This is a genomic window from Bacillus sp. Bwzl_19 (genome assembly GCF_054900515.1).
The window spans coordinates 75,435-89,218 of the sequence record NZ_CM142729.1 but is presented as its reverse complement, the minus strand read 5'-3'; the positions used below and the strand labels follow the sequence as shown (position 1 = coordinate 89,218).

At 46.6% G+C, this 13,784-nt stretch carries 15 protein-coding genes; all 15 read right to left on the bottom strand.

All coding sequences use genetic code 11. The features are described from left to right. Positions 1-31: 31 nt before the first annotated feature. Positions 32-1,033 (bottom strand): tRNA dihydrouridine synthase DusB, encoded by a 1,002-nt coding sequence (gene dusB / locus ACW5MY_RS00480; protein ID WP_193351200.1) that lies wholly within the window; start codon positions 1,031-1,033, stop codon positions 32-34. Further along, positions 1,033-1,260, bottom strand: a complete 228-nt coding sequence (locus ACW5MY_RS00475; protein WP_014469610.1) for a helix-turn-helix domain-containing protein — start codon at positions 1,258-1,260, stop codon at positions 1,033-1,035. The genes dusB and ACW5MY_RS00475 overlap by 1 nt, the downstream gene beginning before the upstream one ends. Next, positions 1,212-1,715, bottom strand: a complete 504-nt coding sequence (folK, locus tag ACW5MY_RS00470) for a 2-amino-4-hydroxy-6-hydroxymethyldihydropteridine diphosphokinase (protein WP_013350786.1) — start codon at positions 1,713-1,715, stop codon at positions 1,212-1,214. The genes ACW5MY_RS00475 and folK overlap by 49 nt, the downstream gene beginning before the upstream one ends. Further along, positions 1,712-2,074 carry a dihydroneopterin aldolase gene (folB, locus tag ACW5MY_RS00465; protein ID WP_289394080.1) on the bottom strand — a complete coding sequence of 121 codons (363 nt, stop codon included), beginning with the start codon at positions 2,072-2,074 and terminating at the stop codon, positions 1,712-1,714. The genes folK and folB overlap by 4 nt, the downstream gene beginning before the upstream one ends. Beyond that, positions 2,067-2,924 carry a dihydropteroate synthase gene (gene folP / locus ACW5MY_RS00460; RefSeq protein WP_269390550.1) on the bottom strand — a complete coding sequence of 286 codons (858 nt, stop codon included), beginning with the start codon at positions 2,922-2,924 and terminating at the stop codon, positions 2,067-2,069. The genes folB and folP overlap by 8 nt, the downstream gene beginning before the upstream one ends. A 13-nt stretch (positions 2,925-2,937) precedes the next feature. Next, positions 2,938-3,789 (bottom strand): aminodeoxychorismate lyase, encoded by an 852-nt coding sequence (pabC, locus tag ACW5MY_RS00455; protein WP_289394079.1) that lies wholly within the window; start codon positions 3,787-3,789, stop codon positions 2,938-2,940. Next, on the bottom strand, positions 3,786-4,373 hold the full coding sequence (pabA, locus tag ACW5MY_RS00450; protein WP_289394078.1) for an aminodeoxychorismate/anthranilate synthase component II: 588 nt from the start codon (positions 4,371-4,373) through the stop codon (positions 3,786-3,788). The genes pabC and pabA overlap by 4 nt, the downstream gene beginning before the upstream one ends. Before the next feature lie 6 nt (positions 4,374-4,379). Further along, positions 4,380-5,801 (bottom strand): aminodeoxychorismate synthase, component I, encoded by a 1,422-nt coding sequence (pabB, locus tag ACW5MY_RS00445; protein ID WP_289394077.1) that lies wholly within the window; start codon positions 5,799-5,801, stop codon positions 4,380-4,382. 167 nt (positions 5,802-5,968) lie between these two features. After that, entirely contained in the window at positions 5,969-6,895 is a 927-nt protein-coding gene (gene cysK, locus ACW5MY_RS00440; RefSeq protein ID WP_013350780.1) for a cysteine synthase A, read from the bottom strand. A gap of 75 nt (positions 6,896-6,970) precedes the next feature. Then, positions 6,971-7,861 (bottom strand): peptidyl-prolyl cis-trans isomerase, encoded by an 891-nt coding sequence (locus tag ACW5MY_RS00435; RefSeq protein WP_013350779.1) that lies wholly within the window; start codon positions 7,859-7,861, stop codon positions 6,971-6,973. Between the two features lie 45 nt (positions 7,862-7,906). Next, on the bottom strand, positions 7,907-8,782 hold the full coding sequence (gene hslO, locus ACW5MY_RS00430) for an Hsp33 family molecular chaperone HslO (RefSeq protein WP_013350778.1): 876 nt from the start codon (positions 8,780-8,782) through the stop codon (positions 7,907-7,909). 10 nt (positions 8,783-8,792) lie between these two features. Next, the gene (locus tag ACW5MY_RS00425; protein WP_462061648.1) at positions 8,793-9,569 is read right to left on the bottom strand and encodes a type III pantothenate kinase; all 777 of its coding nucleotides are present in this window, start codon (positions 9,567-9,569) and stop codon (positions 8,793-8,795) included. Between the two features lie 148 nt (positions 9,570-9,717). Next, positions 9,718-11,637, bottom strand: coding sequence for an ATP-dependent zinc metalloprotease FtsH (gene ftsH, locus ACW5MY_RS00420; protein ID WP_013350776.1), 1,920 nt, complete (start codon positions 11,635-11,637; stop codon positions 9,718-9,720). Between the two features lie 97 nt (positions 11,638-11,734). Then, entirely contained in the window at positions 11,735-12,274 is a 540-nt protein-coding gene (hpt, locus tag ACW5MY_RS00415) for a hypoxanthine phosphoribosyltransferase (RefSeq protein ID WP_013350775.1), read from the bottom strand. After that, a complete protein-coding gene (gene tilS / locus ACW5MY_RS00410) occupies positions 12,271-13,689 on the bottom strand; it encodes a tRNA lysidine(34) synthetase TilS (protein WP_014469605.1) in 1,419 nt (472 codons plus the stop codon). The genes hpt and tilS overlap by 4 nt, the downstream gene beginning before the upstream one ends. Positions 13,690-13,784 lie beyond the last annotated feature (95 nt).

Genomic DNA, 13,784 nt, shown 5'->3' with positions numbered 1-13,784 from the left:
GCTGGCAGTGAGCAGCAATAGAGGGTGTATATTAACCTACTTTTGCATCTTGAAGCTCTTTTGCCTCTACTTCAGCCGTAAATGCATCTAAAAGCTGCACAAACTCATCACGCGCCTCACAATGGTTGATTCCGTTGCGGACCTCCGCATTGCCTCTGACGCCCTTCAGATACCAGGCAGCGTGTTTTCTCATTTCTCTGACTGCCACTTTTTCGCCTTTTAACTTAATCAGGCGGTCTAAGTGCAGCTTACATACTGACATTTTTTCACGGACTTTCGGTTCGTCTTTTAACTCACCGGTTTCAAGATACTGAACCGTACGGTAGATCATCCACGGGTTGCCGAGTGCGGCACGGCCGATCATGACACCGTCAACACCGGTTTCCTCGAGCATGCGTTTCGCGTCCTGAGGCGTTTTGACATCGCCGTTTCCGATGACAGGAATAGAGAGGGATTGTTTTACTTCTTTAATGATATCCCAGTTCGCAGTGCCTTCATACATTTGCACTCTTGTGCGGCCGTGCAGCGCAACGGCTTTTCCGCCGGCGCGTTCAACGGCCTGGGCGTTTTTCACGGCATAAATGTGATCTTCATCCCAACCCATTCGCATTTTCACTGTGACGGGTTTATCAACAGCATCTACTACTGCGGATACCATTTCATAAATTTTGTTCGGATCGAGAAGCCATTTTGCCCCTGCATCGCATTTTGTAATCTTCGGCACAGGACATCCCATGTTAATATCAATAATATCAGCCGTCGTATTTTGATCGACAAACTTAGCCGCTTCTACAAGGGTTTCTTTCTCTCCTCCGAAAATCTGAAGGCTGAGAGGTTTTTCTCTCTCCTCGATGAAGAGCATTCCCATTGTTTTCGCGTTGTTGTACAGAATGGCTTTGTCACTGACCATTTCCGCACATACGAGTCCCGCTCCGAATTCTTTAACAGTAAGACGGAATGCGGCATTGCAGACTCCGGCCATCGGAGCAAGAACTACTCTGTTTTTCAATTCAATATCACCGATTTTAAACATTAATCGACCTCCTTTCGTGCATTTTGAGGCGGAGCCAATTCCTCCGCGCTTATATTTAAAGCATCAGCAGCATCACGAATGATCACAGCTGACGGCAAACGGTTTCCGCGTTCAATCTCGCCGAGAATGGAAACTGATATACCTATCGCTTTTGCAAACCCTTCTTGAGTATACCCCTTCAGCTTTCTGAATGCACGAATTCGTCTACCCCAGATTTCTGCTTCCATACTCTTACACCTTCTTGGTTTGTTTCAGCGCTTATGGTGATATGATCCGCCTGAGGACAAATTTCTTTTAACGGCGCAAGGACAAATAAGCGCTCATACATTCTCGGATGCGGAACAATCAGCCGCTCTGTTTCAATATTTTCACGATTATACAGCAAAATGTCAAGGTCTGCCGTTCGCGGCCCCCAGCGGATCTCCCTCGTTCTTCCTAATTCTGCTTCAATGCTCTGCGTCACATCAAGAAGGTCAAAAGGGGATAATGCCGTTTTCACTTCAACCGCCATATTGAGAAACTGATCCTGATCCTCATAGCCGACGGGATCCGTTTCATATATGGAGGACACTTTTGACACCGTCACGCCATCCTGCCGGCTGAGCATGGCCACTGCCTGGCGCAAATAGTGTTCACGATCGCCCATATTGGAGCCGAGGCCGATATATGCCGTGTTGTTCATGATTTCTTTCTCGTCATTTCTATGGCTACTGATTTATAATGGCCGGGAATCGGCGGATCAGGCTTAATAACCTTTACCGTACATTGCTGCACAGGCTCAAATTTCTTAAGAACCGTGTCTGCGATCCGTTCCGCAAGCGTCTCGACCAAATTGACGGGCTCGCCCTCAACGATGCCGCGGCAGACACTGTAAAGCTCCGTATAGTTAATGGTATAAGAAAGGTCATCCGTTTGTCCCGCTTTGCTCAAATCCAGCTCGGCAGTCAGGTCTACTTTGAAGCGCTGACCGAGTTTATTTTCTTCTTCGAACACGCCGTGATATCCGTAAAACTCCATACCTTCTACATATACTTTATCCATGATGTGCGCCTCCTTTATTCAACATAGCATCCATCATCTTAGTCATTCTCGCGATCTGCTTGACATCGTGCACCCTCACAATGTCGCAGCCTTTCTGGACGCCAAGGCATACTGTCGCTCCCGTCCCCTCGGCACGTTCTTCAGGAGGAAGGTCAAGCACTCGGCCGATGAATCTTTTTCTCGATGTCGCGAGGAGCAGCGGATACCCTAACCCGCTGAACACCTCCAGCTTGTTCATGACAGCCAGATTGTCCTCATAGTTTTTCGCGAAGCCGATCCCCGGATCCAGAATCATGTTTTCATCTGAAACGCCGGCTTCTGCGGCAATTTTTACACTTTCCATCAAGTCTGCGAGCATATCAGGAATCAGATCGTTATAGTTTCTCTCCTTGCGATTATGCATTAAGATAATCGGAACACCGTGTGCGGCGGCTACTGACGCCATGTCAGGATCACCTTTCGCCCCCCAGATGTCATTAATGATGGAGGCCCCCGCTTTGACCGCTTCGTCTGCTACGGACGCTTTGTACGTATCAATTGAAATCGGAACGTCCAGTTCGCTTGTGATCCGCTCTATGGCGGGGATTACACGTGACATTTCCTCATCAGCCGACACGAGTGATGCGCCGGGCCTTGTCGATTCTCCGCCGATATCTATGATGTGCGCCCCTTCTTCAGCCATCTTCGCCGCATGGAGAAGCGCCCTTTCCGTACTGTCGTATTTACCGCCGTCAGAGAAGGAGTCTGGCGTTACATTTAATATCCCCATAACGAGTGTCTTCTCTTTATAGGACAGAGCGCCTTTTTTTGTATGAATCAGTTTAGGCTGTTCAATTGTTTGCTGCGCCATTTTGTTCCTCCTCCTATACATTCATTTTGTTTATTTCCCGCTGATACTGCGCACGGAGCAATTGCACTGTTTTACCGTCCGCTCCGGGAAGCGGCACTTCCTCTATTTTAGAAAACGAGATGATTTCAAGGACGGAGTTTGTCATCCATGCTTCATCCGCTTCAAGCATTGATTGAAAGCGGAATCGGCCTTCAATGACTTCTGTCCCCTGCCGTTTTAATTCATCAATGACAAACTGCCTCGTTACACCGTCGAGAATGCCTGTATCCAAGGATGGCGTGAAGACCTTGTCTCCTTTTCGCCAAAACACATTGGAGACAATGCCTTCCGCGACATCTCCTTCTCCGGTCAGGAAAATCCCTTCAAGATTCGGATCATTGCCGATTTCCTGTTTAGCGTACATGTTGTTTAAATAGTGATGGGATTTTAACCGAAAAGATCCTTCAGGCGTATTTCTCCGGACAGAGAGAAGCTTGCCTTCTTTTTGAACAGGCAGGGCTTCCGGATTGAGCCGGTTGACGAAACAAAGGACGGTCGGCTTTTCATAAGTCTGGGCAGTAAATCCCTTATCGCTGACACCGGCGGAGACGTTAAGCCGGACACGCGCGCTGCCGTCCTCTATGTCATTGAGGAGCAAGAGGCTGTCAAGCATATCAAGCAGCTCCCGCTTGTTCACCTCATACGCAATCTGCAGATCCCGAAGCGCCCTGTTGAGCCTGGCGACATGCGCATCCGGCAGAAACGGCCGGCCGCTGTAAAGCCTGAACGTCTCGAACGCGCCGATCCCGTACAGATAACCATGGTCAAAAGGAGAAAGCGCCGCTTCTTTCTCCTCTATATATTGACCATTCAAATATATAATCACACCGTCACTTCCTTCTTGCGGTGTGTCTCTATAAAGTTTCTGAGCATCTCTTTGCCGAAGGAGGTCATGATGGATTCCGGATGGAACTGAACACCTTCAACAGGAAGCTCATTATGGCGGATTGCCATAATTTCTCCTTCTTTGGTTTGAGCGGATACCGTAAAGCAGGCCGGCAATGTATCCGCTTTGACAATAAGCGAGTGGTACCGCGTGGCGACCAGCGGATTTTGCAGGCCTTTAAAAATTGTCTGCCCGTCATGCATAATCTCTGACGTTTTGCCGTGCATGAGCCGTTCCGCTCTGACGACGTCGCCGCCGAATACTTGTGCGATCGACTGATGTCCGAGACATACGCCGAAAATAGGAATGCTGCCGGCAAAATGTTTGATGGCCTCGAGGCTGATCCCCGCTTCATCCGGACTGCACGGCCCAGGTGAAATCATCAAGAAATCCGGCGCCAGCTCTTCAATCTGCTCGATCGTAATCTCGTCATTCCGTCTGACGATCAGTTCCTCCCCCAGCTCACCCAAATATTGAACCAAGTTGTACGTAAATGAATCATAATTGTCAATCATTAATATCATCTCTGCTCACCTCATCTGATTTTTTGTCTCTTCTTCGCTCAGCTCTAATGCCTTTTTCATTGCAAAAGCTTTTTTGAACGATTCCTTGTATTCGTGCTTCGGAACCGAGTCAATGACCACTCCTGCCCCGGACTGCATAAAAGCATGTCCGCCGGCTGCATAGATCGTCCGGATTACAATGTTAAACTGCAAATCTCCGTTAAATCCAAACCAGCCTATAGATCCAGTATAAAGCCCTCGTCTTGTCGGCTCAAGCTCTTCTATAATTTCCATCGTTCTCACTTTGGGCGCTCCCGTGATGGTGCCGCCCGGAAAAACCGCATGAATAATATCTGTCGCGTCATATCCGTCCTGCAGTTCTCCCTGTACATTTGACACGATATGCATGACGTGGGAGTACTTTTCGATCGCCATAAACTCGTTCACCCGCACGGAGCCGTAGCGCGATACGCGCCCGAGATCATTGCGCTCAAGATCAACAAGCATGACGTGTTCCGCACGTTCTTTTTCATTGTGAATTAATTCATCAGCAAGCGCCTTGTCTTCAGCATCGTCTTTTCCTCTTGAACGCGTACCCGCGATCGGTCTCGTTTCAAGCTTCTTCCCCTTTTTTGTTACCAATAGCTCCGGCGACCCGCATATCACTTGAAAACCCGGCGTCTCCAGATAGGCCATGTAAGGAGACGGATTAACGTTTCTCAAATGTTTATACACTTCATACGGATGAACGGATAAGGACTGGGATTGCCTGATGGACAAATTAACCTGAAACACATCACCGCTCACAATATATTGTTTAATTTGTTCTACAGCCTGTGAAAATCCTTCTTCAGTGAACGGAGCGGCATACGATCCGTCTCCGTCCCGGTTCAGCGGTGAATAAGGCTCGTCCTCCGTTTGGAGGGAACACCACATATCCTCTAAGCCGGACAGCTTCTCTTCCGCAAGCTCCGCTTCTTCCGATTCGGTATGAGTAATGAGCCATAACGCCTCTTCCTCATGGTCATAAACGGCCACATCGTCAAAAACGAGAAAGTAAATATCAGGTGTTTCCAAATCATCTAAAGACAGCATCTTAAAATTCTCAATATATCGGGCGTAGTCGTAACTGATAAAGCCAATTGCGCCGCCTTGGAAGTCCGGGAACTCATCGTTTGTTTCCGTCCCAAGCGCCTCAAACCACTCATGAAAGGCCCGCAGCGGGTCACCTTCTTTAAACAGCGTTTCCCCTTCATGCTTGATTGTCGTAATTCCGTCTTTCCCCTTGACGGACGCAATCGGATCTAGACCGGCTATACTGAATCTTCCCCCTCTCGCGCTTTCGAGCAGAACATGCCGTTTTCTCGATTTCGAAAGGTTTTCATACTGCTGTAAAAATGCTTGTTTCGTAAAAGGTATTCTTCTTCCTGCCGGTCTGCGTTGTGCCATCTTATCAATCCTCTGCTTCGTTTTTCTCTAGTTTTATTTTATAGCAATCACACTGGTGAAAAAAGTGAATTTCTCTTCCAACGATAGAATTCGAAACGTTTTTTGGATTTTCGATGCTTCAGGCACAAAAAAACTCCCGGATACAGCCGGGAGCCGTGTGTATGTCTCTATTCAAACTGATATAGCGGTGTGCTTAAGTAACGCTCTCCGTTACTAGGGATGATCGCAAGCACTTTCTTGCCTTTTCCCAGTTTTTTCGCGATTTCCAGCGCCGCGTAAATGGCTGCTCCGGAAGAAATACCGCCGAGAATCCCTTCTTCTTTTGCCGTTTTACGGGCATATTCAAATGCGTCCTCGTTTTTAACGGGAATGATCTGATCATAAATGTCCGTGTTCAATGTTTCAGGGACAAAACCCGCACCGATACCCTGAATTTTATGCGGACCCGGTTTTCCGCCAGAAAGAACTGGAGAGTCCGCCGGCTCTACCGCATAAATTTTGATGGATGGATATGCTTCTTTCAGCACTTCACCCGCTCCCGTGATGGTTCCGCCCGTACCGATACCGGCCACGAACGCGTCAAGCTGGTCTTCTCCAAACTGTTCTACGATTTCTTTCCCCGTTGTTTGACGGTGAATTTCCGGGTTTGCCGCATTGTTGAATTGCTGAGGCACAAAATAGCCGTGTTCCTCCGCAAGTTCTTCCGCCTTTTTAATGGCGCCCTTCATTCCTTCTGCGCCGGGAGTCAGTACAAGCTCCGCCCCGTATGCGCGCAGCAGATTGCGTCGCTCCATACTCATCGTATCAGGCATAACGAGGATCGCTCTGAGGCCTTTTGCCGCAGCCACCATCGCAAGACCGATTCCTGTATTTCCGCTTGTCGGTTCAATGATTGTGTCGCCGGCTTTTAATTTCCCTTCTTTTTCAGCCGCTTCAATCATCGCCACTCCGATACGGTCTTTTACGCTGCTGCCCGGATTCATGTATTCAAGCTTCAGATATACATCTGCGCTGTTTTCATCCGTCAGGCGATTCAATTTCACAATAGGAGTATTACCGATTAGTTCAGTAATAGAATTTGCAATACGAACCATATTGGACACCTCAATTTCCGACTAAATTTATTGGTATTATAAATACAAGTTATCAATTTCAAAATTTTTTGTCAATCATTTAGTTCTTTTTTCCCCGTAGAACCAAGAGACCCCCGCCTCTTTCCACAGCGTTTTGACCGTCGCCTTATCACCTAATTGATCCATCGCGATCTGGCGTCTGATTTGGCTCTTCACTTCATTGTATGAGAAAGTTCTCGCTTTAAGCTTTTCTTTCAGCTGAATGACCGCATATCCTGAAGAAACTTTAATCGGTTCAGCCGACCATTCATTTTCTTTAAGGTTTTTGGCTTCTGTGATATATGCCGGCGGGATATTCTCCTGGTTTTCTGTCACAAAGCCGAGGTCTCCGCCATACTGAGACGTGTATCTGTCTGTGGAACGCTCTGCGGCGACGGCTTCAAAGCTGGAACCGCCTTTCAAATCAGCCAGAACCCTGTCCGCTTCTTCTTTGCTTTTAACGACGATATGCCGGATTCTGTAGGAATCATCGAATTGATACAGTTCTTTATTTTTATTATAAAATGATTGCATTTCCTTATCCGAAATATCGATATCCTTCGTCAGCAGTTCTTCAAGAAGAATGTTGTAGCGGATCTGGTCTTTCCATTCTTTTTCCGTAATATGACTGTCTTCATAAAATGAATTATTCACAGCTTTGATTAAAAGAAATTCTCTCTCCAGTTCGCTGTTTGACACTGTGAGTTTATTCTTTTTCGCAAGTTTTTCCACTACTTGTGTATTAATCATGTCTTCCAGAGTTGATTTTCCGTACTCATCTTCCATCTTTTTCATCCAGTCTTGCCTCGTGATATGTTTATCACCGATTGTCGCGATGGATTCTTCAGATGATCCCGCGGCTTGGGATTTTGTTAACTTATACGCGACTGCCACGCTGCATACTAACAGCGCCGCTACAATAATTGTCAAAAGTGTTCTCGGTTTCAAAATCTACCCCATCCCTTTAATAAAATAGAACAACCCGCTAAAGAGCTAGCGGGTTGTTTCGTCACGAAGCTCTTCCAGTTCTTCTTTTGTAAATAAATATTTCTCATTACAAAAATGGCAAACCGCTTCGGCTTTTCCGTCTTCTTCTATCATATCTTGTATTTCTTTTTTGCCTAGTCCTAAAATAGCCGCTTCGAATCGGTCTTTTGAACAAGAACAGTGAAATTTGACCGGCATGGTCTCGAGTACGTCCGGTTTTTGACCCAGTACTTCTTCTAAGATTTCTTCCGGTGTCAGGCCTTTTTGAATTAATTTAGAAATCGGTTCGATTTGAGATAATTGCTTTTCGATTGTTGAAATGGTTTCTTCATCGGTTCCCGGGAGAAGCTGGATAATGAAGCCGCCCGCAGCGAGAATTGTGTTATCAGGGTTTACAAGCACACCTACACCGACGGATGAAGGGACTTGTTCAGAAGAAACTAGGTAGTATGTGAAGTCGTCACCGAGTTCGCCTGAGACAATCTCTACTTGTCCCGTAAAATAGTCACGCAAGCCCAGATCTTTTACAACACTAAGGGTTCCGTCCGTTCCTACCGCCCGTCTGACATCCAGTTTCCCCTGTTCATTGAGGTCAAAATGAACGTGCGGATTTGATACGTAGGCTCTGACTTCACCCTTTGCGTTCGCATCTGCGACAATGGCACCGATCGGGCCGCCGCCTTCTATCTTGACGGTCAGCTTATCTTCACCCTTCAGCATCGCTCCGAGGATCAGAGAAGCTGTCATCGTCCGGCCGATTGCGGCTGATGCCGTCGGCCATGTGTCATGCCTTCTTTGCGCTTCATTTACCATATCTGTCGTTCTGGCTGCATAAGCCCGTACTTTACCGTCATATGCAATTGCTTTAATTAAATAATCCATCGTTTACCTCCTATACGTGACCCACGCGATTTCGCTCATAAATGATTTCAAGCCCTTTCAGAGTGAGAAACGGGTCAACAATATCAATACAGTCTGATTCGTTCGCGATCAATGATGCAAGTCCGCCTGTCGCAATGACTTTCGGTTCTTGTTTGGCCTGCCATTTCATCCGCTTCACTATGCCTTCAACTTGTCCGACATAGCCGAAAAGGATGCCGGACTGCATGGCGCTTACCGTGTTTTTGCCGATGATATTATCCGGACGGGCAATTTCAATTCTCGGAAGCTTGGCCGCACGGGAGTAGAGCGCTTCCGTTGAAATCGTAATGCCGGGAGCAATCGCGCCGCCCATATATTGCTTGTTTTCATCAATGTAGCAATACGTCGTCGCCGTTCCGAAGTCAACGACAATTAATGGGCCGCCATACTGCTGAATTGCCGCAACGGCGTTGACGATCCTATCTGCCCCCACTTCTTTCGGATTGTCATATTTTATATTTAAACCTGTTTTCATCCCCGGGCCGACAACCTGCGGCTCGATGTGAAAGTATTTTGTGCACATTCTTTCTAAAGAGAACATGATCGGCGGCACAACGGATGAGATGATAATCCCTTCAATTTGTTCAAACATGAGTCCGGAATGTCCAAATAAGGAGCGGAGCAGCATGCCGAATTCATCTTCCGTTTTGTGTCTGCTCGTTTCTATACGCCAATGATATTCTAATTCCCCATCATGATATACACCAATCACGGTGTTGGTGTTCCCCACATCTATAACCAGTAACAACCTCTATCACCACTTTTGAATAGTTTCTAATCATAACATTTTCAACATTCTACAATACCATACACGATCTGCGGCTCTTTTGTAAACAAAACGGAACCAGTAAAAAAACCGCCGGTATATGCCGGCGGTTTTCATATCAGAATGCGAACTATTCTTTCGGTTCGTCCTTCTTTTCGTCTTCTGTTTTAGACAGAATGTTTACTTTCACATCGTCTTTTTGAAGATGGTCATCTGAGAAATTTCGCTCTGGGAGTTTTCCGTGATCCACAAGATGCTTGATTTGTTCCGCATCTAATGTTTCCACATCAAGCAATGTCTGAGCAATCAATTCAAGCTTATCGCGATTTTCAGTCAGGATTGTTTTCGCACGCTCATAACATTCTTTAATGATGCGTTGAATTTCCTGATCGATTTCGTAAGCGATCTGATCACTGTAGTTTTGCTCGTTGTTGAAATCCCGGCCCAGGAATACTTGACCGCCTTGAGATTGACCGAACTGAAGCGGTCCGAGTTTTTCTGACATACCGAACTCTGTCACCATTCTTCTGGCAATGTTCGTTGCCCGCTGGAAGTCATTGTGAGCCCCCGTGCTGACTTCGCCGAAGATAATTTCCTCGGCAACGCGTCCGCCCAGAAGACCGACAATTTTATCGAGAAGTTCAGGTTTTGTCTGGAAGTAACGGTCTTCTCTCGGAAGCATGACTGCGTATCCGCCTGCCTGCCCCCTCGGAACGATCGTTACTTTATGAACCATATCGGCTTCATCCAGCACAAGTCCGATAACGGTGTGACCGCCTTCGTGGTACGCCACGATATTGCGTTCTTTTTTCGAAATGACGCGGCTTTTCTTCGCAGGGCCCGCAATGACACGGTCCGTTGCTTCATCAATGTCGCGCATGTCAATTTTCTTCTTGTTTTGACGGGCAGCAACGAGTGCCGCTTCGTTAAGAAGGTTTTCTAAATCGGCGCCTGAGAAACCAGGTGTTCTTGAAGCAATTGCTTTTAAGTTCACCGTCTCATCAAGCGGTTTGTTTCTCGCATGGACCTTCAATACGGCTTCACGGCCGATGACATCCGGACGGTCTACCGTAATCTGACGGTCAAAACGTCCTGGACGGAGCAATGCAGGGTCCAGAATGTCCGCACGGTTTGTCGCAGCGATAATAATGATTCCTTCATTCGCACTGAAACCGTCCATCTCTACAAGCAGCTGGTTCAGCGTCTGTTCGCGTTCATCATGCCCGCCGCCAAGACCGGCGCCGCGCTGACGTCCCACAGCGTCAATCTCATCAATAAAGATCAGGCAGGGCGCGTTCTTTTTCGCATTTTCGAATAAATCACGAACACGGGAAGCACCGACACCGACAAACATTTCAACGAAGTCAGATCCGCTGATGCTGAAGAAAGGAACGCCCGCTTCACCGGCTGATGCTCTCGCAAGCAATGTCTTACCGGTTCCCGGAGGTCCGACCAACAGTACGCCTTTAGGAATTCTCGCGCCAAGCTCGGCAAATTTGCGAGGATCTTTCAGAAACTCAACAACCTCAACAAGCTCCTGCTTCTCCTCATCCGCGCCGGCTACATCTTTAAACTTCACGCGTTTCTTTTCTTCCGTATACAGCTTCGCTTTGCTCTTTCCGAAGTTCATGACACGGCTTCCGCCGCCCTGAGCCTGATTGAGCAGGAAGAAAAACAGAATAAAGATGATGACAAACGGAATGATCGTCGTTAAGAACGTCACCCACCCGCTTGTTTCCTGTGCGGGATCAACTTTTACGTCCGTCTTTTTAATTGCGTCAAATATCTGGTCTGCTCCTTTTCCTTCAGGAACATGTGTTAAAAAGTACTGGTCTTTGTCATATTTTTTCAGCTGTCCTTTTACCTCATAAACACCTCTGACAGGCTGAACCGATACGCTGTCAACTTTCCCTTCATCGAGATTCTTGATAAACGTACTGTACGACATATTTTCTGTTTTCGGGTTTGAAGTCTGGAAGTAACTCACAACCCCGATTACTACTAATAAAATAAGTAAATAAAAAATGGTATTACGGAAGACCCGATTCATTCCTTACCTCCTCCCACAGTAAGCACAACTATGTTCAATAGTACCATAGAAAATCATTCCAATACAACCGATAACCATCTCGGAAGCAGGCAGCCGATCAGCTTTCATAAATCGCCGGTTTTAACACTCCGATGTAAGGCAGATTGCGATAGCGTTCGGCATAATCAAGTCCGTAACCCACAACAAACGCGTCAGGAACTTCAAAGCCTACGAAGTCTGCTTTAATGTCCGCTTTTCTTCCGCTTGGTTTATCCAACAGGGTAACAATCTTAATTGATTTCGCTTTACGATATCGGAAGAGTTCTACGAGATAGCTCAAGGTTAACCCACTGTCGATAATATCTTCAATGATTAAGATGTCCCGGCCTTCTACAGATGTATCCAAATCTTTGATGATTTTGACTTCTCCGGAAGAAACCGTGGAATTTCCGTAGCTTGATACATCCATGAAGTCCATTTCCAAATATGTATCAATATGCTTTATAAGATCAGCCATAAAAGGAAGCGCTCCCTTTAATACACCGATTGCCAACGGAAACGTGTCGCTGTACTCGCTTGTTAATTGTTCTCCAAGCTGTTTTACTTTCTGCTGGATCTCTTCTTCTGAAATCAGCACTTTTTCGATATCTTGTTTCATGTTAATGCTTGCCCCCTACACTTTTCATGCTGTCTATATTGTAATACAATGCGGTCACTGTTTGGAATCACAAGATCGTCAAAGATGGATTTTTTCAAGCCAGGCAGCCAGATAATTTCACCGCTTGCATCCGTTACAATCGGCCATACGTCCCGATCACGCAGAGGCAGTTTATGATCAATAAATATATCTTTTACCTTTTTCGAGCCATTCATCCCTTTAAGTTTGATCCGGTCACCGATTTTTCTCGTCCGGATTGTTAAAGGAAATTGCACCTTATTTCTGCTTGTCATAAAAACAGCATTCCCATTTGTGATATGAGGGTCAGCCTGATCGGCCACCTCTATCATAAAGCCGTTGGGCAGAACAGCAGTCTCGCCTTCCGCTCCTTGCAGCTGCAGCTCAAAGGGAACCTTTTCACATTGCCATTGTTCAAATGTAAACAAACATGTCTGATATGATTTGACCACCTTCAGCCCTTTCGGAAAATCAAGCACCCCAGAAGCGCTTCCGTTTTCTGCCCATTCAAGAAACTGCTGTATGTGGCGGGCGGAAAACGACGATGGAACGTTTTCATAAAGATAGTTTAATATTAGTTGAACTCCTCTTCTTTGTAAAGGTATCGGAAGGGCAAGCAATTGAGAGGAGCTGACTTCAACTGATGTGTCAGACTTGCTTGTAATAACCTTATTCATTCGTTCTTTCGTTAATGACTGCAAGTATTGTTCGTCTTCTGTCAGTGCTTCACTCACTTTTTGAAACATTTTATGAACGTCAGGTGATTCTTGTTTTAAAAAAGGAAGCACGGTCTTTCTGAATCTGTTTCTTGTATAATCGTCCTTTGTATTGCTCTCATCCGTTCTGTAGGACAGTCTTTCTTGACGGCAGTATTCAAGGATTTCATCCTTTGCCGCATAGAGGAAAGGCCTGATCAGCAAACCGGAAGCAAATTCGCGGACGGGCTGCATTCCCGCAAGCCCTGCCCCGAGCGTGCCTTTCGCAAGCCTCATGAGCATGGTCTCAACTTGATCATCTCCATGATGAGCCAACGCTAAAAACTTCGCTTGGTGCTTTGCCATCAGATCTTTGAAAAACTGATATCTGCAATCACGCGCGGCAGCCTGCTTGTTCAGCTTATTCTTCTTTGCGTATGCAGAAACATCAATCTGGACCGTTTCGCAGAGAATGTGTTCCGCCTCGCAGTATGACTGCACAAACTTCATATCTTCTTCAGATTCAGATCCTCTGAACTGATGGTCGACATGCGCCGCTATGATAACGGAGGACTTCCCGAAGTGCTTATTCAGCATACTGAGAAGCGCCATTGAATCTGGGCCTCCGGAGACCCCGGCAATAATCGTTTCCCCCTCCGCCTGAAGATGATATGTTTTGAAAAAATCTTCCACGCTTTTCACAATGTCCCCCTCACGATGAGCAGGTTTTTTAAAGATATACATATCCTATCACTTTCATTCCCTCCAAGCAAAGAAGAAGCATGAGCTCAGGCGTC